We start from the raw sequence: 26,703 nt of genomic DNA, 5'->3' as shown, positions 1-26,703 counted from the left end.
ACATCATCTAAAAAAATAACAATTCGCCTCTAATCGGTAACTTCAATGTGCCAAGTCAACAGACTAATTGTTAAGATCTCCCTCGCCCCCCACCATCTTGAAATCCCGCACCAGTCAAGGGTTTATCCTGTGCGTTATCCATTTTAATTTAATTTTTTTATTCTCAAAATTACTATTTCGAAAATCTCACTATCTTCCGATATGTTCTTATGAGCTATTTGCTCAGAGACAACTTGGGGGAGATGGTAGCATGTTAAAACAACTAAAAAAAAGGCGGTTCGGTTCATCAAGCATAGCAAATACTTTGTCCATTGTACTTTTAGTTATTATTGTTGTCGTCTTCTCAATCTTGGGAACCTTTATGTTTTCCAGCACTCGCAGCATACTTGTGAAACAACAAGAATCTATGCTTCAGACCAAAACACAGGCACTTGTCAGTCAATTTGATGCACTATTTAAGGAAAAGGGTTCACTGGTCAAGCAAATGTCAACGAATAACTTATTCAAACAATACATCGAAACCACCAAATCTCCAGAAATGGCCAAGACTTCACCGCATGCCGCTGAAGTAGCAAAGACACTAGCTGCCATTGTAAAGGTGGAACCCACTTTTGCAGATGCATGGATTGCTAGTACTGCCGGCAAAGGTTTTTACATCCTCAACAATGGTACGACATCAGATGCTGCTTTTAACATTAAAGAACGGCCGTATTATAAGCCAGCAATCGAAGCAGACGGCCTATACTACTCCGATCCTTATATTGACATCACTACAGGCGATATGCTGATGGGTATTTTTTATCCGATAAAAAATGACAACAATACATTAATCGGTTTTGTCGCGGTTGATATAGCGTCTAAAAATATCCCTGAGATAATGGAAAGCTATAAGCTAGGCAGCACTGGTTATTCCATTCTCGCCTCCAAAACAGGTGATATACTGTATCACCCAGACCAGTCTAAGGTCACAAAGGAAAAGATTAATGAGCTGCCAGGTGATCTTGGGGGGATCGGCAAGAAAATGATCGCTGGTGAATCCGGCGTACATCTGATTAATGACAACGGAGAACGCCGTTACATCGGCTATGCTACAAGTAAAGATACCGGCTGGTCCGTAGGTTTAACTATTTCAGAGCGTGAAGTGCTCTCCGAATTAAAAAAGTTCACCTGGATTACTATTGGCGGGTTTGTGGCAGCGGCGATTCTGCTCGTTCTATTTTCGTATATCACACTCCGTTATCTGCTCAGATCCATACCGAAGCTGCTCACCAAAATCAAACGGGTGGAAAATGGGGATTTGACTGTTCAATTTGATGCCTATTCCAACAACGAAATTGGACAAATCTCCAACGGAATATTCAACATGGTCCAGAAAATTCAAGGGATGCTTCAAATAGTGGGTACCTCCGCTCAGGTATTAAACCAGTCCTCAAAAGATCTGCAATCCATTTCTTCCCGTACAGCTATAACGATGAACGATACAGCAACGGCCATTAATGAGATTGCGAATGCGACCAACTACCAGTCGATTGAAACGGATACGATTTTGCAAAAAACCGGATCATTATCTGGTCAAATTGACGAAATCGCAAATGATGCTATAGCCATAGAGACGATGGTGCAGGCTTCTGCCGACCAGAGCGAACTGGGGTTGGGTGTATTGAATCAGTTATCGAAATGGGCAGAAGAAAATCACAACTCCACTCATTCGATATCGTCTGCCATTCATGATATTGATCAAAGCCGTCATGAAATTTCAAGTATCGTGGACACGGTACATCAAATCGCTACGCAAACCAATCTGCTGGCGCTAAATGCTTCCATTGAAGCAGCACGTGCGGGAGAACAGGGGCGCGGATTTGCCGTTGTTGCCGGAGAGGTTCGCAAGTTGGCGGAGCAGACCGCACAGGCCACACAAGAGATTGGCAGAAAGGTTCATGAAATCGAGGAAAAAACTAGAGCATCCGTGGAATACACAGCCCAAGGACTTGAAATTGCCGAAGAAAATGCAAAATCCGTGGAGGCTACGAAACAGGTATTCTTTAGCATCAACAGCGATTTGGAGGCTTTGAGATTACGTATGATTCAAATCAGCAGCAACACCTCCAAAGTCCATAAGCACAAAGATGAGATCCTACAGGCACTCGAAATCATTTCTTCAACTACAGAAGAGAATTCCGCTTCGACGGAAGAAGTTAGCGCAAGCACGCAGGAACAATTGGACAGCATTGAACAGGTTGCCGAGCTATCCCAGCAGCTCAACCAGTTGTCCAAAAAGCTTCAGGACGAATTAAACCAGTTCCAGGTCGAATAGCCCTCTAGTCATCCGTAAGTTACGCAGTCATGAGACTATCCTCCCTTCTAGAAAAATTAAGCAGCCAGTGCATGCCGATAATCCATCGGCGCGCACTGGCTGCTTTTAGTTTCAATTCGCTAGTAATGGTCTCTTCAATCGTACGGTACAGACCTATGATAATTAACTATTTATACGGGTCAGGAATTTCCTCCCACTGACCAGTAAAGATATCTACTTTAATCGTGAATTCCCTGCTTCCTTGCCTAACATCACTGAACAAATAACCATCCCCGATAAACCCTGAAATCCAGTCCGTACCTGTTGGCTTGAAACCCTCTGTATCAAAGATAGGTTGGAGTAACTTATACAGTTCCTTCTGGTATTCTGTACCGTTAGAGATATCCCACAGATCTATCGCTTCTCGGTTTACAAGACTTCTCAGTGGACTGCCAGAAGTTACGTCATGAACCGTTCCGGTAAGCGGATTAATTTTGTAGCTGTTGCCTTCCCCTTCGCCATTCAGTGGATCTATATCCACCCTATATTGATCTCCGTCTTTGCTAAAGGTCCAACCGCTTGCCGGAAGCTGTTTTTCCATCATGGACTTGATGTCCTGTTCACTGAGCGGTGGAGATATAAACGAACCATAGTACATCTGTGCGCTCTCAATAGTCAGATTCTTCCCGTAAACGGCAATAACTTCGAGCGGAAACTCAGACATAGAGGCTGCACCAGCCAAGTGGGCTATAATTTGGTCATCTATCAGCTCGTATGAAACTATTGAGCCAAATCCGACCTTCTCTCCCCAAGCTCCCTCAGTGTAATCATATACTTTGGTCAAATGCTTTCCGTCCAGTTCAGCAGATACATAGGTATGGTTATTTCGGTGTGTAATGGAGGATTTCAGCCTCTGATTCAACGTTTCGATCGGATCTTCGACCACAAGCTCTTCCAAGGTAACAGGCTGGAGCACATGAATCTCACTCATAGAAAGTCCGGTACCTGTGCCGGTCGTAATGCGTATGAAGATTTCTTTAGTCCCATCCCCGTTCACATCTGCTTCTTCAATCAATGGAGGCCGAGTTTCATCTTCCCCGGCATTCCACAAGAACGTACGGCTTACTTCACCACGCACATCTACCGTGACTTTATGCAAAAGTGCATTCTCCCCAGTGGGATTAGCAGATACCGTGATTCCGTTTTTTTCCGCCAATAGAGTGCCTTTAACGCTGGAAGCCGTGCTCTCTTTATCCTGCGCTTCTGCCCGAAAAGTAGCAGGAGCGCTCTTTGCCGGGGCTGATGCAGAATTCAGCTTTGCCCCTGTCAGGGTACAGCCACTTAAGACCATAATTACAGCTAGGCCCAGCAGTGAGTTTTTTGCCGTAAATTTTTTGTGTCTGGTAATCATGATAATCCTTCTTTCCATTTCCTTTTTACTGCTCGAAATGCCAGCTGTACCTGCCAACCGGATCGGGTCGGGTAAGGTTTCTAACAATTTGAGAAGTGTCAGGGCATAACTTCTGTGGCACGCTGGTTCAAGATGCTTCAAGGCCAGAGCATCACAGGCAACCTCTTGATCCTCTTTCATTTGGCGTACGGCATACCACAACAGAGGATTAAACCAATGCATGGCCAGCAGCAGACCTGTCAGCAGATTTAGCAAAATATCACGGCGCTTCACATGCGCCAGCTCATGAAGGAATATATGACGGAGCCCGTTCGTCTCCAGAGTGTGTAAAGTAGAGGTGGGCACCAGCAACTTGGGCCGTATAACGCCAAGTAGTGTCGGTACGGCAATCTGCTTCGTCTCGATCAGCTTGACTGGGCGCCGTACCTGCATCTCCTGCTGACAGGTTCGGAACAACCGTTGGATTTCTAAGGAATGAATCTCTGGTTCCCTTCGAACCCGTGCGGTAAATCGCAGTTGTGCTCGAACCGACAAGCCCAGTACCACCGCGGCTCCGCCAAGCCACGCCAAAACCAGTAAATGTAGAGGCTCCCACCCTGAATCGGTCGCCCTGGTAGAACTGTCTATTTGCGGATTGACTTGTGCCACATCATCCGATGCCGATGCTCCCGGCAAAGGTCCAGTTTCTGCAATTCCAGTAACTGACGCTGCTTCCTCTTCCTCTCCGGTCAACCCGGGCATATAAGTAAAGCCGACTTCCGACTGTACTGACGGAAAAATGGTACTCTGCGCCGCTTCTTTCTCCAGCGGCAACAGATTAAAAATACTAAATGTGCTTTCTGGTGCCCAAGGTATTGCCAGCCTCAGGATCAGTGGTATCCACAGAAGATACGTCCAGGTAGGTTTTAGACGATCCTTGAACAGGAACCGGGTCAATAAGATCAGCAGAGCCAGCACGCTCGCCATGGCAGACAGCGACAATACCTTGACGAACAGATTGTATGCAGCTTCCAGCAAGCGGCTCAGTCCTTTCGTTCATCCAAAATTCTCTTCAATTCTTCAATATCTTCCCGGGACAACTTTTCATCCTGCAAAAAATTGACCAACATCGGGCGTAGAGTTCCACCGTAGATCCGCTTCAGAAAGGATCGTGTCTCCGATTGGACACATTCCTCTTCCCTCACCAGCGGATAATATGAATACAACCTACCTGTCTGGTTATAACCAATAGCCCGCTTCTCTGTCAGACGCTTAATCAACGTCCGTACCGTCTTTGGGTTCCAGTCCCTGCTGCCTTCTAGTGCTTCAACAATCTCACCTGCAGTGCGCGGGGCACTTGCCCACAGCACCTTCATCACTTCCCACTCGGCATCCGAAATCCTTGGAGTTTCCTTAGACATAATACTATCCACCATTCTTTCCTGGCATGACTACATTTGTAATCCAATATCCAAAATATACAAGTCAGCTTCGTTTATGTCAACCCCAAACTCCCTGTTCACACACGGTATATGGACAATGTACACGTAGATTCATGGTCACGTACATTAATAGCAATAATACGGCTTATTAGTCAAAGATGACTTCAATGAGGTGGAACCTATGCCTATAAAAACAGGTAATCAATACATCGAACGAATCGACCGGCAAAAGATCAATATCTGGTACAGAGGAACACGTATTGAAGGTCCTTTATCCAAACACCCTGCCTTTCAGGGTCTCATACAAACACAAGCTGAAATGTATAACATGCAGTGTGATGAACGTTATTTGGCGCATATGACCTATCCTTCACCTGATACTGGAGATCCTGTTGGTTTATCTTTTCTTCCACCCAAAAATGCTGAAGATTTAGAACGCCGGAGAAAAATGATTGAACTTTGGTCCAATAGACATCATGGATTTTTAGGACGCTCCCCCGATTATATGAATACAGCCATTATGTCTCTCTTCACAGCTGCTGATATCCTTGAGGACCTTAATCCGAAATATGCTGAGAACCTCAGAAAATACTATGCCTACTGTCGTGATTATGACATTACCTTATCCCATGCCTTCATCCAGCCTCAAGCCAGCAAAATATCCGGCCAGATTGATGCTACAGAGGATTCTATCGCTGCTAAAGTCGTAGAAATCAATGATGAGGGGATGATTGTTACCGGTGCTTTTATGATGGCAACACAGGGAGCTACCTGCGATGAAATGCTTGTATTCCCGACTCCCTCACCCTCACTTGTGGATGATGATAATCCCTTTGCGTTTGCCTTTGCGGTGCCTAATGATCTGCCTGGAATGACTTTTTTTTGCCGTGAAAGCTACGCTGCCTCATCTACTTACGACCATCCGTTAAGTTCAAGATATGAAGAAATGGATACCCTTGTTATCTTTGACCGTGTACTTATCCCTCATGATCGTATATTTTATTATGGCGATGAAATGTACTGTTCCCGATTATTCGGCGAGAGTAACTTTCATACGCATATGGCCCACCAAATTGTCACCCGCTATATTACAAAAACCGAGTTTTTTCTTGGTATGCTAGAGTCTTTGGCTGAAGAACAAAACGCTGTCCTTGAATCCTACACGATTTTGCCTATTTCCAGAATATTAACCTATTTAGAAACTTTCAAAGCCTTAAGACTTGCAGCGGAAATAGGGGCTTCGCTCGACAAATTTGGATATCTCGTTCCAGACAAGGGACCACTATTGGCTTCAACCATTCACTTTTCAGAGTTTTATCCAGAAATGGTTGAAATGGTTCAAAACCTCAGTTCAAGCGGTCTCATCATGATCCCCTCTGAAGCCGACTTTACATCAAGCGCTGGTTCTTATCTTTATGAATATTTGAAGGGGAATGTCTCGGATGCATGGTATCGAAATGCCTTATTCCGGCTGGCGTGGGAACTAGGAGCGGGTGCATTCGGAGGTCGTCAAACCCAGTTCGAGCGGTTATTTTTCGGCAACTCCCAAACGGTGGCCTGGCGTATGTACAACAGCTATGATAATCACGAATATTTCCGTCAAATCGTTCACGATTTTATTGCCCCCGATACCCCCTTGCCTAAGTCAACAACGGATGGAATTTCCAATTAGTAAAGAGTTGCAAAGGCTTATAATGATGTGTTTTAGGATTGATTAAGAGACTGCTTTCGTTCTCTTTCAGTCCTTTTTGAGCTCTATTCACAATCAAAATTATGAAGAACTAGATGCTTTTTCATACCTTCACTGGACAATTCTGTAATAAGTTGTTTATAGTTTATTAGCATTAGGAAGTGATTTGCTAGCTTAGGAGGGAACAATGAACTATGGGCCATATCATAGTCGTAGAAGATGAACGTGCAATCAGTGACTTAATTACTATGAATCTAAAATTAGTCGGACATACCTATAGCAAGGCTTATCGCGGGCTGGAGGTTATTGAACTGCTGGAACGTGAAAAGGCCGATTTAATTCTGCTCGATATAATGCTGCCCGAACTGGATGGTTTTGAGATCATGCAGCGGATTGCTCACTTACAAATTCCGGTGATTCTAATCACCGCTAAAGATTCACTGGCTGATCGCATCAAGGGCTTTGAGCTGGGCGCCGATGATTATATCATTAAACCTTTTGAAATCCTTGAATTGTTGGCAAGAATCAATGTGGTGTTACGCAGGAGCGAAAAAGGCACTTCCAATTTTCTTTGTGAAAACGTTGAGGTACGTTATCTTGAGAGGCTTGTCATGGTGGATCAACTACCCGTAGATTTAACCGCTAGGGAATTTGAGCTTCTTGAAGTCCTTATCCGCAACAGAAACATTGCTTTATCAAGGGAAAAGTTGCTGGAATTAGCCTGGGGCTATGATTTTGAAGGAGATACCCGTACCGTAGATGTCCACATCAGGCAGCTGCGCAAAAAACTAGGCTGGGAAGAACGAATTAAAACCGTATTTAAGCTTGGTTACCGCTTGGAAGTTCAGGTCTAGTATGAGATTCTGGCATAAAATTCTGCTGTCAGTCCTCGCCTTCTTCATCGTCGCCCTAGATGTGAGTGTAATAATGATTATGAAAAAAAGCTGGCAGCTGAACATGGACAGCGAAATGCAGCGTGCTTCAAGCGAACAGCTATTAATTGCAAACAACATTTATGAAAATCTTGAATCGATTCAGACCCGTGGGGCCACACTTACCTCTACTTTAATCTCCAGCGTGGCTCAATCCTATGGTGAATTTTATCATAAGCAGGGAATCGGACTACAGCTCTGGGAGAATGACCAGCTGGTTTATCCGAATGCCGGAGTCCCATCCGTCTCAACGCCGGAATCACATTCTATTCAACTCTCTACTGAGCTCCCTGCTCCCTATCAAGCTTTGACGATCGTTTATCAACGTGATATCAGTGACCTGTATGCTAAGCAGCATGAGCTGAACCGTTTTTTTGTAATGATTAACTGGATTATCGGTCCAATTCTGCTCCTATTACTCTACTTGCTGATCCGGCAGTTGACCAAACCACTTAAACAGCTTTCAAAGACTACAAAAACGATCGCTGAAGGCAAATATACTGAGCGTGTGCAGTTGCGCAGTAAAGATGAATTTGGTGAGTTAGCCCTGAACTTTAACCGAATGGCAAACGCAGTGGAACAGCACGTGATCGAACTGTCTAATATGGCCGATGAAAAGCAGAGAATGGTCGATAACCTCGCCCACGAACTGCGCACACCTTTAACCAGTATGCAGGGATTTGCTGAATTTCTGACTTCCGCAAATATAGGCCAGGAAGAACAGCAGATGGCAGGTCAATATATCCTTAGTGAAACCTTACGCCTGAAGAATTTAGCCTTCAAACTGCTGGATTTGTCCGTCCTACGGCATCATCCTCTGACTCTGAAACAAGTAGACATATCAGATTTGTTCAAATCGGTTAAACAGATTGTGCAGCTTAAATTGGACGAAGCAGGCATCAAACTAGAAATGGATTATTCGATCCCTGCGGTTTGGGGTGATCATGATCTGCTAGCTTCCTTCTTGGTTAACCTTGTCGAAAATTCCATTCATGCATCTCCGCAAGGGAGCACCATCCGCTTGCTTGCCTATGCATTGCAAAATGAAGCCATATTGGAAGTATGTGATTCGGGATTTGGGATGACCCCGGAACAGAGCGCGCGTGTTTTTGAACCCTTTTATCGAGGTGAAAAATCGCGCACACGCGAATACGGGGGTGCGGGTCTTGGTTTATCTTTATGCAAGCAAATCGCAGATGCACATCAAGCCAGAATTTCACTGAATTCTACTTTAGGTCAAGGAACAAGTATCCGCATCTTTTTACAACTCCATAACATCTGTTCACCTACTCTATAACATCTATAGTTTAAGGTTAGGAAGATTCAGCATCATCCGAAGCAAATGGAGGTTATTCAAGTGAATAACAAAAAATTCCCCACTGCTTTAGCTGTACTCCTGTTCTCGGGGAGTCTGCTAATCGTCAGTGCAGTCATTCAAAACACCACCCATTTAGCTTTAACCAACATCAAAACCCCAGGGGTGAAGTTGGAAGCACCCACGCGGGTGTCCACAGAGAATGACGATCTACAACCGCAGACGAGCCCTAAAGAAATACAACAAATTAACAATTTCATAGACATGGCTGGTAATGAGACTTCTGTATCCAAACGGAACACTGTTACACCGCCTGCTGTAGGGCATTTGAGTCAAAGCGATACCGTTGCTCTCGCTGCTTCAAGCGTTCGCAAATTATTCGAAGTGGACATGGGAAAGCTGCAGATGCGGGTTATTCTGAGTGATACCCGAACCTCGCTGCCGTGGACATGGGCTGTACATTTCAGTCCATATAACGCCAAGACCCTAGAAGGGCAAGGTAAGGAATTCTGGGAATACGATGTACTAATTGATCCCATAAACGGTATGGTAGTGAATACGACCGCGATTAATAATTCTCTGAAAAGAACACCAATTAGCCCTTCTGCTGCCAGCGCCATCTATAAAGATGCTAGTTGGATCAATACGGCCATTACTATCCTTACAGATAAACAAAAAGAAAGCCGAAAAATTGTTACAGCAACACTAATCAACACTGAAACCAATGATAAACGCGGCATGGTCGCTGTTCAGATGATGCTGGAAGATGGCAGCAGCTACACGGCAGAAATGCGTTATCCTGATCAAAGTCTGCGCTGCCTTACCTACGAGACTGCTCAAGTAGTGAAATAAATCAAAAATAGAATCAGCTCTTCACTAATCCTACTTTTATGTCGATAATTTATAATACATGGAAAAGTATGGAGGAGCATATGAACACTAATCGCAGAACCGAACCTTTTCGATATACCCTTAAAGAACCTGTAACATTTGATCTTCATATTCTTACTATTAACGGCATCCAGGTTCCTTCCAAGCCTGTAAGGGCTGTATTGTTCGACATCAGTCGATCGGGTTGCCACTTATCGTTACCCCTCAATATCAACCCAGAAAATAACCTAGTACGCATTGGCATGGAAATGAATCTTACGGATGAATCTATGTACATAGAAGGAATATTGAAATGGAACAAAGAACAACAAGGCAGTTTCCACTACGGCATTCAGTTGGACATCCCTGAGAATGACGGTGAACGACTCCCAAGGGTACTTCGCATACTTGCTGGAGAAGGCAAAATATTAGTTCGTTAAGATAACAAAAAAAGAGTAGTTTTAAACTAAAAAAGCAACAACCCCGCGTTTTCATGCAGGGTTGTTGCTTTTTAGCTATTGCGATCCAAACTTATTGTTGTAATCCGAAATTACAGACTAACATTTCCTGAATTTTATTCTTGAGGCACATCCCGTTCAGGGGATGCTGCTACAGCTTTTTCTTTCTCCAGTACCTCTCTTAAATCATCCTGAATTCTGCGATTCCATAAGGGAACCCCTGAGCGATAAGCAGCTCTACCTGTCAAATGCGCAGATAAAGGTGAGGTCATAAATACAAAGACAATCCCCAGTAGCAGCTTAGCACTTATATGATCTAGAAAAAATGCAAAATATAGAAAGGCCCCGCTCAGAACACATAAAACACCAAGGGTTGCACTTTTAGCAGCGGCATGCGATCTCAGATAAACATCAGGCAGCCGAATCAGTCCATAAGCACTTACAGCACTAAGCAATGCCCCCATCAGAATTAACAAAGCAAACAGCAATTCACCGACTGTCTTGATCGTTTCCATGTTCTAGCACCACTCCCCTTTCGATGTATCTGGCAAATGCCGTCGTGCCGATAAAGGAAAGAATGCCTATTAACAAAATAATTTCGATAAAAGCCTGCGTTCGGAGTAAAACAGAAAGAACGGCTACCATGGCTAACAGATTAATTCCAATCGTATCCAGTGCTGCTACCCGGTCAGGCAAAGAAGGTCCCTTCAACAAACGCCAGGCGCATACACCAATCGCCAGCGCCATAATCGTAAGCGAGAGCATAAGAATAAAATGGATCATAAACGGGTCACCTCCAATATCGCACGCTCAAAGGTGTCACGGATATTCGCTCTGAACTGTGCGGGATCATCAACATCCATGGCATGAATATACAAAGTCCGGTTATCATCCGATACTTCAAGTACCACAGATCCGGGAGTAAGGCAGAGCAATGTGATCAAAGTAGCCACTTCCCAATCCGATTTCAGCTCTGTAGTATATTTCAAGATTGCTGGACGTATATTAAGCTCCGGTCTCAGAACGGCTTTTACCACTACATAACTTGAAACGACCAGTTCCCGCAGCAGCAAAAGGATTAGCTTAATAATTGCCCACACTTTTCCTAGATATAATCTGGGCCAAAAACGTCGCATTCCGAGCAGAATGAGGATACCGATCAAGAAACCAATGACGAAACGTGGCCCAGTCCAGTCATTGTGCAGGAACATCCACAGGAATGCTATCATGAAATTCAATAATAGTTGAAAAGCCATAGTATCACTCCTTCATGACAGCGTTAATGTATAGTGCTGGATCAGCCAGTACGGCTCCGGCTTGACTCACAAAACCGTTTACCGTCTCCGCACCTACACCCATCAGTATTACAATCACGAACAGAACAGCCGCCGGTGCCATCATGGCTTTATAATGAAGCGGTTTGACTTGTTCTTCCCTTTTCTCGCCACCCCAGAATACTTGCTGGAATACCTTGATCAAGGAATATAACACTACAAAGCTGGATGCAAGTGCAATCAGCGCCAGAGCCACGTGATTCTCTCCAAATCCACTACGCACCATCATCACTTTTCCAGCGAAACCACTAAGGGGTGGAACACCAACCAATGCCAAAGTCAGTACAAAAAACATCCAGCCGGTCCACGGATAACGTCGGATCAAACCACCCATTTCTTTTAATCGGTCGGTGCCCGAAGCTGAGATAATCATCCCACCCAGGAAAAATAATAATGCTTTGGCAACCATGTCATGCATTAAATAAAACACTACACCATTTAACGAATCCTGAGTTGCGACAGAGATCCCAAAAGCAATAAATCCTACACTGATGATGATATTATAATTAAATATTCGGCCCAGATCGTTGTAAGCCAATGCCCCGATTGCCCCAAGTATCATTGTCGCCCCCGCCATCCAGGCAATCAATGTATGGGTGAGTCCCGGTTCTTGAATAAAAATCAAAGTAAAGGTACGTGTAATTGCATACAATCCTACCTTGGTTAACAAAGCCCCAAACAGGGCTCTAACAGCCAATGGCGGTGCACTATAGGAATCGGGAAGCCAGAAAAAGAGCAGCAAACCTGCCTTAATCGAAAATACAATTAGCAGCAGGACCGCAATGACGTTCATTACACCGCCTTGTCCCGCCTCTGCTACACGCATAGATAAATGCGCCATATTCAGTGTGCCTGTCGCAGCATATAAATAAGCAATCGTCGCCACAAACAAGGAAGAGGAAATCACATTAATTAATACATACTTTAATGTCTCTCGAAGTTGACCCTTGGACCCACCAAGTACGATCAAAGCGTAAGAAGCAACTAACAGCACCTCAAAGCAGACAAACAAGTTAAACAGGTCCCCGGTGAGGAAAGAGCCAAAAACCCCGGTTAATAAAAAATGGAAAAACGGGTAGTAATAAAACCGTTCTCTGTCTTCCCCAATGCTAGCGAAGGAAAAAAACAGACAAGCCGCACCAACAATGGCCGCTGTCAACACGAGCAATGCCGAAAACATATCGGCAACAAACACAATGCCATAAGGTGGACGCCATCCCCCCATATATAAGGTCTGGATACCGTTTGTATTTACCTGATACACAATGAATCCTGCAACAAAGATATTTAAAAACACACTGACGGCACTTATGATTCGTTGCAGACGTACTCGTTCTTTCAGAAAAATGAGTATAACTGCCGTAATGGCCGGAATCAGCAGAGGCAGCACTAACAAGTTGTTCATCGTCTCTCCTCCTTGGTTCCTTCCACATCATCGGTACCCGTCGAGCGGTAAGTCCGGTATGCCAAAACAATAAAAAATGCTGTTACTCCAAAGCTAATTACAATAGAGGTCAAAATGAGCGCCTGCGGCAAAGGATCGACATAAGCTTCCGCTTCCTCACCCAGCAATGGTGCAGCACCTGTCTTGAGGCCAGACATTGTCAGTAACAACAAATGAACGCCGTGCGTTATTAAAGTGGTTCCCAGAAGGATACGCAGCAAGCTTTTGGAAAGAACTAGATAAACACCTACGGAAAACAGTACACCGATCGCCAGGGCAATAATAAGCTCCATTAGCTATCCCTCCCGATCGTAAATATGATATTCATAGTGACACCAATAACAGCTAAGAAAACACCGAGATCAAAGAACATTGCTGTGGTCAGTTCTGTTTTGCCCATAAGTGGCAGTTGGAAATAGCCAAACGCTTGGCTCAGAAAAGGTACATCGAATAAAAACGAACCTATTCCTGTAAGAAAAGCTACAGATACCCCTATCGCGATTAACTTACGATAGTCGATAGGCAATACCTTCTCAACCATATCAATCCCAAAAGTAATGGCGAGCAGTACCAATGCGGCTGATGCCATCAAAGCCCCAATAAATCCGCCTCCCGGATTATTATGTCCGGCGAAAAACAGATAAAGCGAAAATATTAGTATCATAACGAAGGCTACTTTAGCTACCGCTTGTAGTAACACATCATCACTTACAGAAGAACGTGGTTTATTATCCTTCACAGCCCGCTTCAGTGGGGCAATAGTTCCATCCGTATCCAACTGCAGTTTGATCATGGAATAAATAGCAAGTGAGGCAAGGCCAAGCACTGTAATTTCAAACATGGTATCAAAGCCGCGGAAATCAACGAGCAGAACATTAACAATATTTTTACCGCCACCCAAGGTATAGCTATTCTCCACATAATATTTCGAGATGGATTCGAACGGACTACTGCCTAAAGCAGCAAGTGCAACCAATGTCATGGTTATTCCCATCCCGATGGAAATAATTAGCTTAGGCAAGCGGGACCGAAGTTTGAACGGTTCTTTCTCCAGCTTAGGCAAATGCCGAAAACATAGCAGGAACAATGTAACGGATACTACTTCGACAATCATCTGCGTAAGCGCCAGATCAGGTGCCCGGAACAGAACAAAGAGTAAAGTAACCATATAACCAACCATTCCTGTTAACAAAATGGCTGTGATTCTGGAACGTACAAATGGGATAGCCAAAGCGCCCACAAGCATAACCATAACAACAATAACTTCAAACAACGAAAACGGAGCATATTCAGTTGTCCCAAGCGTAATTCCATCGGTATACCACACGGCTCCACCAATGGCTACGATCAGGAAAGCGAAGATATACATCAAGTAATGGCGCATGGAACCTGTCATATAGGTGCCAGTCAACGCCCTAGACGATTTCTCGACCAGCCGGATTACTCCGTCATAGACTTGATTTAAAGTGTAGCCACTGCCCCATTCTTTATCGACCAGACTCCAGCGGCCATAGATTCGGTATACAATAATACCAAGAATCACAACACCAAGTGTCATCCATATTTCTGGTGTAAAGCCGTGCCAGAAATGAATATTCACAACAAAGGGTTCTCCGGTCTGCAAGATTGGGTGAATAGCATTCATTGCAGGGATAATAAGTGTATTGGATAATATATTCGGGAAAAAACCGATAAATATAGACAGCACTGCTAGCAGGCACGGGGCAAGCAGAAGTCCAAATGGGGCTTCATGCGGTTTTTTGTCCAGCTTCTCAGGCTGATATTTTCCGAAAAAGGTGTGAAAAACCAAAATCATACTGTATGCAAAAGTAAACACGCTGGCAATCCAGGCCAAAACCGGGAAGAGCGTAAACAACGAGGGAACAGACAATATATCCAGGTTTCGGATATTCAGAACAGCTGTAAAAAACATTTCTTTACTTAAAAACCCGGAAAATGGCGGCAAACCAGCCATCGAGAAACTGCCGATCATCGCTACCGTAAAGGTAACCGGCATAATGGAAATCAGTCCGCCCAACTTCCGCAGGTCGCGGGTACCCGTCTCATGGTCAACTATACCGACCATCATAAACAAAGAGCCTTTAAAGATGGCATGGTTAATAAGGTGAAAGATAGCCGCTGTTGTTGCAGCAGTGTAAAAGACTGAATCTCCCCCTACATAAAATGCCGCTGCCGATCCCATTCCCAGCAATCCCATAATCAGTCCAAGTTGACTAATCGTTGAATAGGCTAATAGAGCCTTCAGGTCCGTCTGCTTCATCGCCTGGATAGAGCCATAAATCAAGGTGATCAAACCGACGCCTGACACAACCCAGAACCACTCATATTGCCCCGCAAAAACAGGGCTGAAACGGGCGACAAGATACAATCCAGCTTTAACCATCGTTGCCGAGTGAAGATAGGCGCTAACGGGTGTAGGTGCCTCCATGGCATCTGGCAGCCAGATATGAAACGGGAACTGCGCTGATTTGGTGAAGGCGCCTAAAAGAATTAGTAGCATCGCCGGAATAAATAAAGCATGCCCGCTAATATCGCCAACCTCACTCCAAATTTCCCGGATACTAAAGGTGCCTGTCATTACATAAAGCATTAAAAAGCCGGCAAACATCGCTAAACCACCAAATACGGTAATCAACATAGATTTGAGAGCACCATACCGCGATTTTTGCCGCCGATGCCAAAAGGCAATTAACAGAAATGACGAAACACTTGTTAATTCCCAAAAGCCGTATAACACCATCAAGTTATCCGAGAGCACAACGCCAAGCATCGCCCCCATAAACAACATTAGATAAATATAAAAAGGGGTTAACGCTTCTTTTCGCCGGTCAAGATAATAAATTGAATAGATAATTACAAGACTACCCATCCCAGTGATTAGCAAAGCAAACAACAAACTTAATCCATCCAGATGGAAAACTAAATCAATTCCTAGTGAAGGAATCCATGAAATGGTTTCATATCCCAAATCCCCACCCTTAATAACGGGAATCCGGGTTAAGAAATAAACAAACAAAACGAGTGAACCAGGGAAAACAAGCCATCCTCTATGAAGGTTGGGTGCTCTCTTGGACAAAAGTGCGATTACTAAGGCCATTAGAAACGGAACAAGTATGATTACATGCAGCAAAGGCAGTCCTCCTTTTCCACTTGAGCTTATCAAGTTGTGAACTTTAGTACTTACTTTTTCACCAAAAGCCAAAGATCATATGATTGGTAGGGCCTTATATACAAGGCCCCAATGTTGATAAGGGCAAGCCCGATTATAAAGAATCGGTCAATGTGCCATCACAAATATGCAGATATCTAGCCTTTCCATCTTCCTGCTCAATTCTGAATAAACCGTTCTCAAATTCTGTGTGTAGTTCGTGAAAGAACTTTCCCTTAAGCGAATACTCTCCCTGAGGTTCATCACTGAGCTGATATTCAGCCCCGTTTTTGACCAGGTAGGCGATAACGCCTTCCTCATGGGTTTCTTCCAACCCGGCGCGCATCCGCTGCACAGCCACGACATGCAGATCCATCATTTTCATTTTACCAATGAGTTCATTGATGAAATTACGTTTGGTAAGCTCCTGCCACCGAGTTTGAGCAGATTGTCCAATGACGATCTGTGTAACCTCATTCTCTTCAGCAACTTCTACAATAATATCTGTTGTTTTTCGGCCTTCACGTTTCCGAATGATAAACTCTGCGCCAGCTTCATCGGCAAGACGTTTCCAGACCGTCATATACATTTCTTTGCTCTGATTATATTCATCAATATCCGAACTATCGACATTTAATACAAACAATGGCGCCCCTATAATTTCAGATAGTTGGACACCACGCCGGATTAAACGCTCCCCATGCGGACCATAATGAACACAAACCATAATCTTTTCATTGTGTATGACCTTCACCCTCCTGTAACATGGCCAAGAAATACAAAAGGAGCCCACTGGCGTTAGGCCCCTTGCGTATTTCTAAAACCCGATAAGTTATACTTAATTATATCTATTCCTATGTTTTTTGTAAAGTTTGATGGTTATCATGGAACATATTTCTTTTTAATGCTTGTATCATGCCCTTCTTTTGCAGGTGTCATTCAATGCATTTTATACATTCCTTTACAGGAATATTCCTGTCATGGTATATTAAAATTAATATTACAAACAGGAAATAACAAAAAGGAGGCGCTATAGAGCCGTTTAACCATGGTGCGTCATTAATAGAGCGAATGAATTTAATGAATCGAAGTGATCCTCGTTTATGAATACTAACGTTATGAGTGCCTTAGCTGAGCCACACCGCATGCAGATCGTTGAACTATTACGGGTTAATCCCTTAACCGTTGGGGAGATTGCAGAAAGTCTTCAGCTACGGCAGCCTCAAGCGTCCAAGCATTTGCGTGTCCTTAGTGAAGCAGGCTTAATTGAAGTTCAAGCTGTTGCTAACAAGCGCATTTGCAAGCTCCGTCCTGATCCATTTAAGGAAATAGACGATTGGTTAGACTCCTACCGCCATATATGGGAAGAACGATATGATCGACTGGATGATTATTTGCAAAAGCTACAGAGCAATGAAAACAATAAAAAATCATAGTCTCAGGCTGAAATTGGCAGGAAGCAAACAAATTTGAGGAGGATCTATCCCATGACAAATTCTAACCCGTCCAACCAAGTGGTATCCAAAATTGTTGATGGCAACACGTTAGTATTAGAGCGCGTATTCCAAGCTCCACGTGAACTTGTATTCAAAGCTTTTTCTGAGGCTGAGCATTTGAAGCACTGGTGGGGTCCAAAAGGTTGGACGCTTCCCGTATGTAATGTCGATTTCCGTCCAGGGGGTACTTGGCATTATTGCATGAAGTGCGAGGATAAGAATCAAGGTGATTTCTACGGTATGGAGTCTTGGGGCAAGGCATTGTATAAGGAAATTACAGTCCCAGAACAAGTCATTTATACAGATGGGTTCTCAGATGCAGAGGGTAATATTTCAAAAGATTTGCCTGAGACGCTTGTCCAACTAGATTTTATCGTCCTGGATGGTCAAACGAAGCTGGTGAATACCGGTAAATACTCTTCTCCGGAAGCCTTGCAACAAGTTATTGATATGGGGATGTTAGAGGGGATTTCCCAAACCTTCGACAATTTGGATGCCCATCTCGAGAATTTACAGAAGAATAACTAGAGCAGCTATGTGCTAGCCATGACCCTTTTCATCGATAAATAGGACGAAGCAAGGCTACTCTCTCCCGCTCGTCCTATTATGTTTATTTTGCAGGAAATAAGAACCTGATACTATTCGGAAAATATTGCAGGAAAAACATGTCATTATGCGTGCCCAGCGGATCCGTCTCAAACTTCACACGCTGATCAGCTTCATCAATCTTCTCTTTTAAAATATCATAAGCACGTTTGCTGTTAGGCACCATGTCCTTCTGGACATTTGTCTTGTGGATACCTTCCTGTTCACCAACATACATATAAATTCTGCATTCCCTATCTAGTCTTGAAGCTTCCATGTAATGAATGAAATCTTTAAACCATACAGACGCAGATATGAATATAAAATTTCCAAAAATAGCTTCAGTCTTGTACATTGCGTACAGACTTATTAATCCACCTAGTGAAACACCACCCAAAGCCAATTTCTTCGGCTCGTTAGAGATGCGATAGGAGCTTTTGATATAGGGTACAAGATCCTGATAGACGTAATTCAAATAATCATCGCCCTTGCCCCCAAAGGACCAATCCTTAAAAAGAGCAGGCATTTCCCAAGGTGTATATTCATCATTCCGCAGTTGAGAATCAATCCCGATAAAAATAACCGGCTCTGTTACTCCCTCTTCCACATCTTTCTCTATAGCTATAATCGCCTCTTTGAACAAAAAATCTCCATCCTGTAAGAAAACCGCTGGAAATATCCGCTCCGGAAATAGATGATATTCTTTCGGTAAATACACGGTAATCTGACGATCTATATGTTCAAAAAGCACAAGCTCGCCTGCCCTAATTTGCGTCATATCCCCACTCCTTAACAGTTCAGCACTCGAAACGCTCTACTCATAATCGTTGGCACTACAGAAGCGTGATTTTCATTGGGTGCGACATAGTGCTCAACCTCTAAATTAGGCAGAGCATATTCATTCATTTTTGAAAATAATAATGCTGCGTCATCGACCATAAACGACTCTTCACTCCCTACGGTAATCAATAACTTTTGTTTATCGGTCATCTTCACTTGACCATTGTTATTAAACCGCTCCGCATACGTCAGGATTTCATGATCATTCCACCAAATGGATGGACTAGAGGCCAAATAATACTGGAATAGCTTCGCACGAGTGAATAACGTCCAGAGGACAAATAAACCGCTGAGAGAGTGACCAAACAAGGCTTGTTTATGCTGATCCACATTATATTTCTTGTTGATTGCTGGCATTAACTCTAATTCTAAAAAAGCTAAAAACTTCTCAGCCCCACCATGTGGTCCTATGTCAGCATTTTTCAATCGATCCGGATATACATACTGCCTCGCAGGAGGTGTGAAATCATAAAATCTTCTTTTAGAGACCTCTTCATCTGTACCATAATGTCCAATTCCAATCACAATTGCTGGTGCAATAAAAGTTTTTGGGGCATTTCTTGACTGCAGTTTTACGACATCCCGACCTAATTGAAAATATGAATTACCATCGAGCATGTAATATACTGGAAAGCCCTTTTCTGGTGCTGCTTCTCTGGGAAGAGAAACCTTTATATCGTACGTGTAACCCATATACTGAGATTCAAGTTTCCATGATTCTGTGTGTTCGAGCTCTACTTGTGTTGTCATTTTTTCTGTACTCTCTCCCCTACACTCTTGACTTGGCTAATAAATATAAGAAATATGGAATACCAATAATCGAAACGACTATACCCACGGGTAACTCTGCCGGCTGAAATATTGTTTTGGCAAAATAATCTGAGATCACCAGCAAAAACATCCCAACCACTGCACTGGATAACATAATATAGCGGTGATTAATTCCTACTAATCGTCTGGCGATATGAGGAGCCATCAAGCCTATAAAACTTATAGAACCGGATACAGATACACAAACACTTACAATCCCCACACTGCATAACAGAAAGATCAGCTTTTCTTTTTCTACCGAGATCCCCAAGCTTTTTGTACTGGAATCCTCCAATTGAAAATAATTGAGTAAATAGCTTTTTCGATACATTACAAATCCTAAAATAAGCACCCAAGGTGCGATCATAATGATATAAGTCCAGTTCGCGCTATAAATACTTCCGACACTCCAAACCGCGGCCATTTCATAATCACTTGCATTCATTTTCAGAGAAATATACAACGACAACGCACCAAAACCACTACTAATCGCGATCCCTGTCAAAATCAAGCGTTGCATATCGAGTGCACCATTCCGCCAAGAGAAAATAAAGATAATCACAACTGCGGCAAGCCCACCTACAAAACCAAACAGCGGCATGGCTAGTATCGAGAACCAGCTTTCTTTGAAAAAAGTAACTCCCGACATCTGAAAGAAAAACATAAACGCGACAATGGCAGCTCCAGCGCCTGCATTAATCCCAAGGATCCCTGGATCAGCCAGCCCGTTACGGGTAATTCCTTGAATGACAGTTCCCGCCATCCCCAGACCTATTCCTACTAATGAGGCAATAATGATCCGTGGTAACCGAAACTGAAAAATAACCAGGTCAAATTTAGGGTTAGGATCTATTCGCAGCAGCGTTTTTATCACATCCATTACAGACATATCAAACACGCCATTCGTAAGATGAAAATACCCCGCCACAAGGGTTAACAGGATAAAAACTAATAGTGTCAGCATATAGCGGCTAAACTGTATTTTACTTCTATCCACGCTGCTCTCCCCCTTTAACCCGAATTAAATAAAGGAAGAACGGGATTCCAATAAAGGCTGTTACAACACCGATTGGCGTCTCAAACGGAAAGTTAATATAACGGCTTAAGACATCGCATAACGCTAAAAAAACAGCTCCAATCACCGCTGAGCAAGGAATGATAAAGCGATAGTCTATACCTACGATAAAACGTGTAATATGAGGAATGATTAGGCCCACAAAGGCTATCTTGCCAACTAAAGCTACTGCTGTCCCGGTCAGACATATAACAGATATAATACTGACAATTTTCACCCATTTTGTTCGTTGACCCAAGCTAATCGCCGTTTCATCCCCCAGGGAAGCAACCATTACTGATTTAGAAATACTAACCGCCAAGAGCAGTCCAACGATTATAAAAGGAATCGATAATATTAGCATATCTGGATTAACGGTATGTATTTTCGAGCTATACCAAACGCTAACATTTTGTGAGACTTGAAAAAACATCGCTACTGCTGAGGCGATACTACTTAAAAAAGTACCAATTACAGTCCCAATAATAGCTAACCTGACTGGTGATAAACCGTTTTTGACCAAGGAACCAAATCCGAAAACCAAACCCGCTCCGATGGCTGAACCCACCATGGATAAAATAATCATCTGAACATTCGATAATCCCGGATAAAACACCATAGCCAACGTAATAACAAATGCCGATCCGTCATTTACTCCCATAATCGATGGTGATGCAAGATAGTTACGTGTAACCCCCTGCATTAACGCCCCTGAAACAGCCAGAGCCGCTCCAACTAATAAAGCGGCGATTACACGCGGAAATCTAGATGTCATAATAATGTTGTGGTCCACATTATTAGCATCGAAGTGTGTAATCGCCTGCCATATTGTCAATATTCCAATATCTTTAACACCATATAAGACGGATACAACAATTGCTAATACGATGAATAATGGAGAAGTTGATAGGATCAATATAACTTTCCAATTTTTTGTATTCATTTTATTCATCGCACCTTTGGTTTTACTTCAACAGGTTTTCAATTGCTGCATCCAGGAATCTTACTTTAGACCAAGCCGTTCCACCTTGTGCCAACGGATCAATTGCATTTACAAACACATGATTATTTTTGACAGCAGTAACGCTTTTGAAGATCGGATTCTTGAGCAAATCATCAAGTGCTGTTGCATTATCAGTATTCTCACTAGTCTCAAACTGCAAGAAAATATAGTCCGGATTAATATCCGCCAAAGCTTCTAATGAAAGCTCTGCTTGTGCCTCTGTAGAGGAGATCACCTCAGGAATGGCAGCGCCCAGATCTTCATAAATAACCGGATTCAAATAAACGCCAGCAGGATATACACACATACTGCCTTGACGAATACGAATGACTAGAATGGATTGATCTTTCAGCTTTTCTCCGATTTCAGCCTTAGCATCAGCGGCTTTAGATTCATAATCGCTAATAATCTTTTCCGCATCTGCCGTCTTACCGGATAATTGACCTAATAAGAGCAAGTTATCTTTCCAGTTCGTTGAAATATGTGAATAAGGAATCATCGTTTGAATTTTATTAAGTGCGCCGGCCACATCTTCTCCAAACTTGGAAGACCCTAAGATAACATCTGGATCCAGCTGCAGGATCGCTTCATTACTTGGAGCAAATTTATCCCCCACTAAGGATGCACCCGCTAGCTCTGTTGACAGATAACCTGGAATAGCATCAGCTATCGCAAGTACACCTACAGGTTTCACTCCCAGTATGGCAGCATCTTCCATAGATTCGAGACTTGCTGCTACAATATTATTAATCTCTGCAGGCACGACATAATCCTTGCCCAAATATGTAACGGTTTGTTCAGTGGCAACTGCCTCCTGAGCCGCATTTCCTTTGTTATTTGCTGTTCCTTCTGCTGCTACTGCAGCATTATTTGTGCTTTTTTCTGAAGCTGTCTTATCCTTCTCATTGTTACCGCAAGCTGCCAAACTCAAAGCTAAAACTGCTGATACCCCAGCTAATAAATATTTTTTCTGATTCATATTCAATCTCCTCATCTATATTTTATTTATCATTCTTCAAACCAAAGTGATGATAATGAGAATCGTTATCATATTAAATCATATGAGAATAATTATCAATACTTTTCTTTGAATATATGAAATCTTGTAGTTTAACAGATGCGTAGAAATATTAATGAGCATGCAGAAGAACCCGCACCAAATGCGGGTTCTTCTGCACTAAATATGAGTTAAATTTTTAATCAACGTTATAAAACTCAGATAAGTCACGGAACAACAATCCGCACTCCTCTAGTCTATTAAGTTCCTCATTCACATCAGTGATCAAATTGCTTTCTCTCTCATGGGCTGTATTGATTAGCCACGGTTGTCCTTGTTTTAGAAAACAAAGATCATCAGGCAGCCTGGTCTGTACCCACGAGTACAAGCTGGTGGAATAGGATAAAAGAATATCGACCGCTTCAGGTGAACAATGAAAAAAATAAACATCTGCATAATGCCCCATAAGCCGAGTCCCCGGCCAATAGTCATCTTTTATGACCTTTTTGAGAAAAGGTTGCAGCTGTTCAAGCAGTTCAACTCCTTCTGGCTCCAACTCCATCTGATCACGTTTTACTAGAATAAATTCATCACATACTTCCATAGCTACCTGTACCAGCGTCTTGTAGGTCTGACCCGTTGGTTCCTGCAAAATAGTATGAATAATAATGTCCCCCCTCTACTTATTTGTATTATTCAAATATTCTTTATGCATCCTACCCCAGCCACACATGCTATCCAACACTGTAATTAGCGATTTTCCATGTTCTGAAATACTATATTCTACCCTCAAAGGAAGCTCATGATAACTCACCCGGTCGATAAGCTGATCCTCTTCAAGCTCACGTAATTGTTTAGCTAACGTACCTTGGGAAACATCTGGGATGATCCGTCTAAGTTCCCCAAATCTTTTTGTGCCATCTATCAATAAAATAAATAAAATGAGCGGCTTCCACTTTCCACCGATCTTTTCAAGTGTTGTAAGAACCCCAGTCAATCTCGGCTCCAGCAAATCCATGTGATCCCCTCTTTCGATAGTTATATAACTATATGTTCGAACCAGCTAGTACGAAAAATCGTACCTAGTACGAAAAAAGTGCGTACTGTGCAGGTTATATTTTATAGCCAATAATAAAAAACAGAACTTAATAAGTCCAATTAACTATGAACGGAGAAGATAAATATGTCCACTATTTCATTAAAAAACCAGCGTATCGTCATTATCGGAGGAAGCTCCGGAATAGGGCTTGCGACTGCCAAACAAGCGGTTGAACAAGGCGCAGCTGTCATAATCGCTGGGCGTTCACAAGATAAATTAGAGAAAGCTCAACAGTTTTTAGATTTCGATTCTGTTGAAATATATTCACTAGATAATCAAAATGAACAGGACTTGAAAGCTTTCTTTGAAAAAATCGGCGCATTTGACCATTTGTTCACTCCGGGAGCCTCCTATGTTAGAGGACCGATAACTTCGAGCTTAGAGGTTGCTCACAATTGCTTTAATGCAAAGTTCTGGCCGCAATATAATGCTGTAAAGCATGCTATCCCTTTTATCAACCCTACAGGCTCCATTGTTCTTATGTCCGGCGCATTCAGCCAACGTCCACTTGCAGACGGTGCCTCCTATGCAGCTTGTAACGGCGCAATTGAAAGTCTGGGAAAAGCATTAGCAGTAGAATTGGCTCCGATTCGGGTAAATGTTATTTCCCCTGGAACCATCCATACCAACTTTAATTGGGAAGGCGCAGAACAGGAAACTAGAGACAAGGCTTACGACGAATATACGAATATCAATCTCCTTGGCAGGGTTGGCCATGCCGACGAAGCAGCACATACAACGATTTATTTGATGACCAATGGCTATACAACAGGAAGTACTTTATTTCCGGATGGGGGATATATTTTGCGATAAAAAACAGCTGACTCAATAAGTAAGAATTTCTACTTATTGAGTCAGCTTCTTTTAGTTTAAAGAATTAGGGAAGAATTCCTTGATTATCAGCCAGGGGATCCGTTTCCCTTAGTTAAGATCATAGTAAATTCAAATAAGGAGCATAACCTCATTTGATTATGAACTCCAATGACTACTTCGTATTAAAGGTTATACTTATGGAATCCTCCTGAATCTCCTTAATTGTATATATACCGATTTTTTCAGCAGCGCTCACTAGCGCTGAGATATACTCAGGAGTTGAATTTAATTTCCGAGCAGAGGGCTTCAGATTAATGGAGAACTCCTCCCCATGCTCGTCAACATCAAGAGATTTCACATAAACTTTAAATACCTTTACATAATGCTCATAGTTAACTAAATGTTCTTCAGTAACACCTTGAAATGAAACATTTACTTTCAAGGATTCCGGCTTCAGGAAGCTCACCTTACCTGCCTTGTCTAACTGCCCTACTTCAGGATTCAACACTTGATATTCAACTCCGTCAAGGATTGTAAAATCCATCCCATTATCCATAGTAACTAGTAAATTAAGACGCACATCGATAGCTTCTGGTCCGATTAATGTCAGATAGTCGCTAACTTCATGCTTGATCGTTTGTCCAGCCTCTTTCCCGGCGAACATAATCAATGGACTATGTACACGTCTATTCCATGACTTCTCTTCATGTGTACCCAAAGGGTCCATCTGAAAGAATAGGTCCTTCCCTAATACAAATCCCTTCGACTTTAGTACCGTCACAAGCGGATCAATTGGCATTCCTTCGGTTACACCCATGTCGAGCCAAATCTTCAATGCAGGCTTCCCGGACTCTTTCGCCAACTCATCCAATATACGCCCATTGCTTACCCAAGTGGCAGGGGATAAAGCCCCTATCGCTGAGAAGGTCTCCGGGTGCTGATACCCCATCCATAATGCCTGAACAGCACCGAATGACGATCCCATGATCATCCGGTGATCCCGATCGGGAATGGTCCGGTAAGCGCCATCCACATAGGGAATAACTGTATTGATAAAATATTGGGTAAATTCGGCTGCACTCGCTCCATCCGAAGGAATAGACTGATCCGGAAATGGAACATACTCCATTCCCCGTTCTGATCCATCACTTGAAGCGACTCCTATCACGATAACCTTCTCCATGGTTCCATCAGCAACAAGCTGATCAATGATCTCCTCAACTCTCCATTCTTTGCCTAAAGAGCTGGTATTTGTGTTAAAAATATTCTGCCCATCGTGCATATACACAACAGGATAACGCTCACTGTCAGCTTCATACCCTGCAGGTAAATAAACAAATATTCTCCGCTCACCTAGATTCTCTATGTGCACAGTACCTTTTGCCGCCCCCACATTGGTTGGGTTCTCCGATGCATTAGAAGTATTGCTTATCGTTGGATTGGGGGTTGGTGATGTAGCAACTTTTTCATTTACATTTCCGTTACTGGAACATCCCGAAAGCGCTAACAAAACTAATACTGCAAATCCCCAAAACCTCCATCTAAATAATCCATTTGAATGCATAGAACCCCTCCTGATTTTTGTTCAAACGTTTTCACAACTCTTATTATACAGGATTTATATGGGATTATGAACATTTTTTCACAAGTTGGGGGAGCGTTATAAAGC

The 26,703-nt window shown here is 43.0% G+C and carries 26 protein-coding genes; 9 read left to right on the top strand and 17 right to left on the bottom strand.

Translation table 11 applies throughout. The annotated features are described in order from the left end of the window. Positions 1-250: 250 nt before the first annotated feature. On the top strand, positions 251-2,314 hold the full coding sequence (locus tag NYE72_RS13185; RefSeq protein ID WP_036686418.1) for a methyl-accepting chemotaxis protein: 2,064 nt from the start codon (positions 251-253) through the stop codon (positions 2,312-2,314). Between the two features lie 166 nt (positions 2,315-2,480). Here NYE72_RS13185 and NYE72_RS13180 read toward each other — a convergent pair whose 3' ends face one another. Then, entirely contained in the window at positions 2,481-4,721 is a 2,241-nt protein-coding gene (locus NYE72_RS13180; protein WP_339211836.1) for a M56 family metallopeptidase, read from the bottom strand. A 5-nt stretch (positions 4,722-4,726) separates the two neighbouring features. Continuing rightward, the gene (locus NYE72_RS13175) at positions 4,727-5,104 is read right to left on the bottom strand and encodes a BlaI/MecI/CopY family transcriptional regulator (protein ID WP_076213085.1); all 378 of its coding nucleotides are present in this window, start codon (positions 5,102-5,104) and stop codon (positions 4,727-4,729) included. A gap of 202 nt (positions 5,105-5,306) precedes the next feature. Between NYE72_RS13175 and NYE72_RS13170 the strand changes: the two genes are divergently transcribed. The 5 genes from NYE72_RS13170 to NYE72_RS13150 all read left to right on the top strand — a co-directional run bounded on the left by NYE72_RS13170 (position 5,307) and on the right by NYE72_RS13150 (position 10,372). Further along, positions 5,307-6,797 carry a 4-hydroxyphenylacetate 3-hydroxylase N-terminal domain-containing protein gene (locus NYE72_RS13170; RefSeq protein WP_076213082.1) on the top strand — a complete coding sequence of 497 codons (1,491 nt, stop codon included), beginning with the start codon at positions 5,307-5,309 and terminating at the stop codon, positions 6,795-6,797. Between the two features lie 212 nt (positions 6,798-7,009). Then, a complete protein-coding gene (locus NYE72_RS13165; protein WP_036686413.1) occupies positions 7,010-7,669 on the top strand; it encodes a response regulator transcription factor in 660 nt (219 codons plus the stop codon). Between the two features lie 73 nt (positions 7,670-7,742). Further along, entirely contained in the window at positions 7,743-9,044 is a 1,302-nt protein-coding gene (locus tag NYE72_RS13160) for a HAMP domain-containing sensor histidine kinase (RefSeq protein WP_256715451.1), read from the top strand. Between the two features lie 60 nt (positions 9,045-9,104). Continuing rightward, positions 9,105-9,914 carry a hypothetical protein gene (locus tag NYE72_RS13155; protein WP_076213076.1) on the top strand — a complete coding sequence of 270 codons (810 nt, stop codon included), beginning with the start codon at positions 9,105-9,107 and terminating at the stop codon, positions 9,912-9,914. Positions 9,915-9,994: 80 nt separating this feature from the next. Then, the gene (locus NYE72_RS13150; RefSeq protein WP_036686410.1) at positions 9,995-10,372 is read left to right on the top strand and encodes a PilZ domain-containing protein; all 378 of its coding nucleotides are present in this window, start codon (positions 9,995-9,997) and stop codon (positions 10,370-10,372) included. Between the two features lie 134 nt (positions 10,373-10,506). On the opposite strand, the gene mnhG is transcribed toward NYE72_RS13150, so the two are convergent. From mnhG to NYE72_RS13115, 7 genes are all read right to left on the bottom strand, one after another. Then, positions 10,507-10,905: a monovalent cation/H(+) antiporter subunit G gene (gene mnhG / locus NYE72_RS13145; protein ID WP_036686408.1), complete on the bottom strand. Its 399-nt coding sequence runs from the start codon at positions 10,903-10,905 to the stop codon at positions 10,507-10,509. Further along, on the bottom strand, positions 10,880-11,173 hold the full coding sequence (locus tag NYE72_RS13140) for a Na(+)/H(+) antiporter subunit F1 (protein WP_036686407.1): 294 nt from the start codon (positions 11,171-11,173) through the stop codon (positions 10,880-10,882). The genes mnhG and NYE72_RS13140 overlap by 26 nt, the downstream gene beginning before the upstream one ends. Further along, positions 11,170-11,646, bottom strand: coding sequence for a Na+/H+ antiporter subunit E (locus NYE72_RS13135; RefSeq protein ID WP_076213071.1), 477 nt, complete (start codon positions 11,644-11,646; stop codon positions 11,170-11,172). Before NYE72_RS13135 ends, NYE72_RS13140 begins: the two co-directional genes overlap by 4 nt. Before the next feature lie 4 nt (positions 11,647-11,650). Then, positions 11,651-13,129 (bottom strand): Na+/H+ antiporter subunit D, encoded by a 1,479-nt coding sequence (locus tag NYE72_RS13130; RefSeq protein ID WP_076101745.1) that lies wholly within the window; start codon positions 13,127-13,129, stop codon positions 11,651-11,653. Then, entirely contained in the window at positions 13,126-13,461 is a 336-nt protein-coding gene (locus NYE72_RS13125; protein ID WP_036686402.1) for a Na(+)/H(+) antiporter subunit C, read from the bottom strand. Before NYE72_RS13125 ends, NYE72_RS13130 begins: the two co-directional genes overlap by 4 nt. Further along, a complete protein-coding gene (locus NYE72_RS13120; protein ID WP_038574415.1) occupies positions 13,461-16,325 on the bottom strand; it encodes a Na+/H+ antiporter subunit A in 2,865 nt (954 codons plus the stop codon). The genes NYE72_RS13125 and NYE72_RS13120 overlap by 1 nt, the downstream gene beginning before the upstream one ends. A 127-nt stretch (positions 16,326-16,452) precedes the next feature. Further along, complete coding sequence (locus NYE72_RS13115) at positions 16,453-17,091, bottom strand: universal stress protein (RefSeq protein ID WP_232061321.1); 639 nt, start codon at positions 17,089-17,091, stop codon at positions 16,453-16,455. Positions 17,092-17,440: 349 nt separating this feature from the next. On the opposite strand from NYE72_RS13115, the gene NYE72_RS13110 reads away from it, so the two are divergent. Then, positions 17,441-17,773, top strand: coding sequence for a metalloregulator ArsR/SmtB family transcription factor (locus tag NYE72_RS13110; protein WP_036686399.1), 333 nt, complete (start codon positions 17,441-17,443; stop codon positions 17,771-17,773). A gap of 51 nt (positions 17,774-17,824) precedes the next feature. After that, positions 17,825-18,361, top strand: coding sequence for an SRPBCC domain-containing protein (locus NYE72_RS13105; RefSeq protein ID WP_036686397.1), 537 nt, complete (start codon positions 17,825-17,827; stop codon positions 18,359-18,361). Positions 18,362-18,443: 82 nt separating this feature from the next. Here the strand turns inward: NYE72_RS13105 and NYE72_RS13100 are convergent, their stop codons facing one another. The 7 genes from NYE72_RS13100 to NYE72_RS13070 form a co-directional block, all read right to left on the bottom strand. Further along, complete coding sequence (locus tag NYE72_RS13100) at positions 18,444-19,196, bottom strand: alpha/beta hydrolase-fold protein (protein WP_076104283.1); 753 nt, start codon at positions 19,194-19,196, stop codon at positions 18,444-18,446. 11 nt (positions 19,197-19,207) lie between these two features. Further along, the gene (locus tag NYE72_RS13095; RefSeq protein ID WP_076104284.1) at positions 19,208-20,008 is read right to left on the bottom strand and encodes an alpha/beta hydrolase-fold protein; all 801 of its coding nucleotides are present in this window, start codon (positions 20,006-20,008) and stop codon (positions 19,208-19,210) included. A gap of 19 nt (positions 20,009-20,027) precedes the next feature. Continuing rightward, positions 20,028-21,032, bottom strand: coding sequence for an iron ABC transporter permease (locus NYE72_RS13090; protein WP_076104305.1), 1,005 nt, complete (start codon positions 21,030-21,032; stop codon positions 20,028-20,030). A 25-nt stretch (positions 21,033-21,057) separates the two neighbouring features. Next, positions 21,058-22,074, bottom strand: coding sequence for an iron ABC transporter permease (locus tag NYE72_RS13085; protein ID WP_036686394.1), 1,017 nt, complete (start codon positions 22,072-22,074; stop codon positions 21,058-21,060). A gap of 13 nt (positions 22,075-22,087) precedes the next feature. Next, positions 22,088-23,104 (bottom strand): ABC transporter substrate-binding protein, encoded by a 1,017-nt coding sequence (locus NYE72_RS13080; protein WP_076213058.1) that lies wholly within the window; start codon positions 23,102-23,104, stop codon positions 22,088-22,090. A 217-nt stretch (positions 23,105-23,321) separates the two neighbouring features. Then, a complete protein-coding gene (locus NYE72_RS13075) occupies positions 23,322-23,726 on the bottom strand; it encodes a hypothetical protein (RefSeq protein WP_143763122.1) in 405 nt (134 codons plus the stop codon). Between the two features lie 75 nt (positions 23,727-23,801). Next, entirely contained in the window at positions 23,802-24,140 is a 339-nt protein-coding gene (locus NYE72_RS13070; RefSeq protein WP_036686390.1) for a winged helix-turn-helix transcriptional regulator, read from the bottom strand. A 165-nt stretch (positions 24,141-24,305) separates the two neighbouring features. Here NYE72_RS13070 and NYE72_RS13065 point away from each other — a divergent pair, with 165 nt between their 5' ends. Further along, positions 24,306-25,034, top strand: a complete 729-nt coding sequence (locus NYE72_RS13065; protein WP_076213054.1) for an SDR family oxidoreductase — start codon at positions 24,306-24,308, stop codon at positions 25,032-25,034. A gap of 172 nt (positions 25,035-25,206) precedes the next feature. On the opposite strand, the gene NYE72_RS13060 is transcribed toward NYE72_RS13065, so the two are convergent. Further along, positions 25,207-26,598, bottom strand: coding sequence for an alpha/beta hydrolase-fold protein (locus NYE72_RS13060; RefSeq protein WP_036686387.1), 1,392 nt, complete (start codon positions 26,596-26,598; stop codon positions 25,207-25,209). Positions 26,599-26,703: the final 105 nt, after the last annotated feature.

Source organism: Paenibacillus sp. FSL L8-0333, from assembly GCF_037965665.1.
GTDB classification, from domain to species: Bacteria; Bacillota; Bacilli; order Paenibacillales; family Paenibacillaceae; genus Paenibacillus_AQ; species Paenibacillus_AQ odorifer.
The sequence above is the reverse complement of the archived record's forward strand: the minus strand, read 5'-3'. Positions and strand labels throughout refer to the sequence as shown.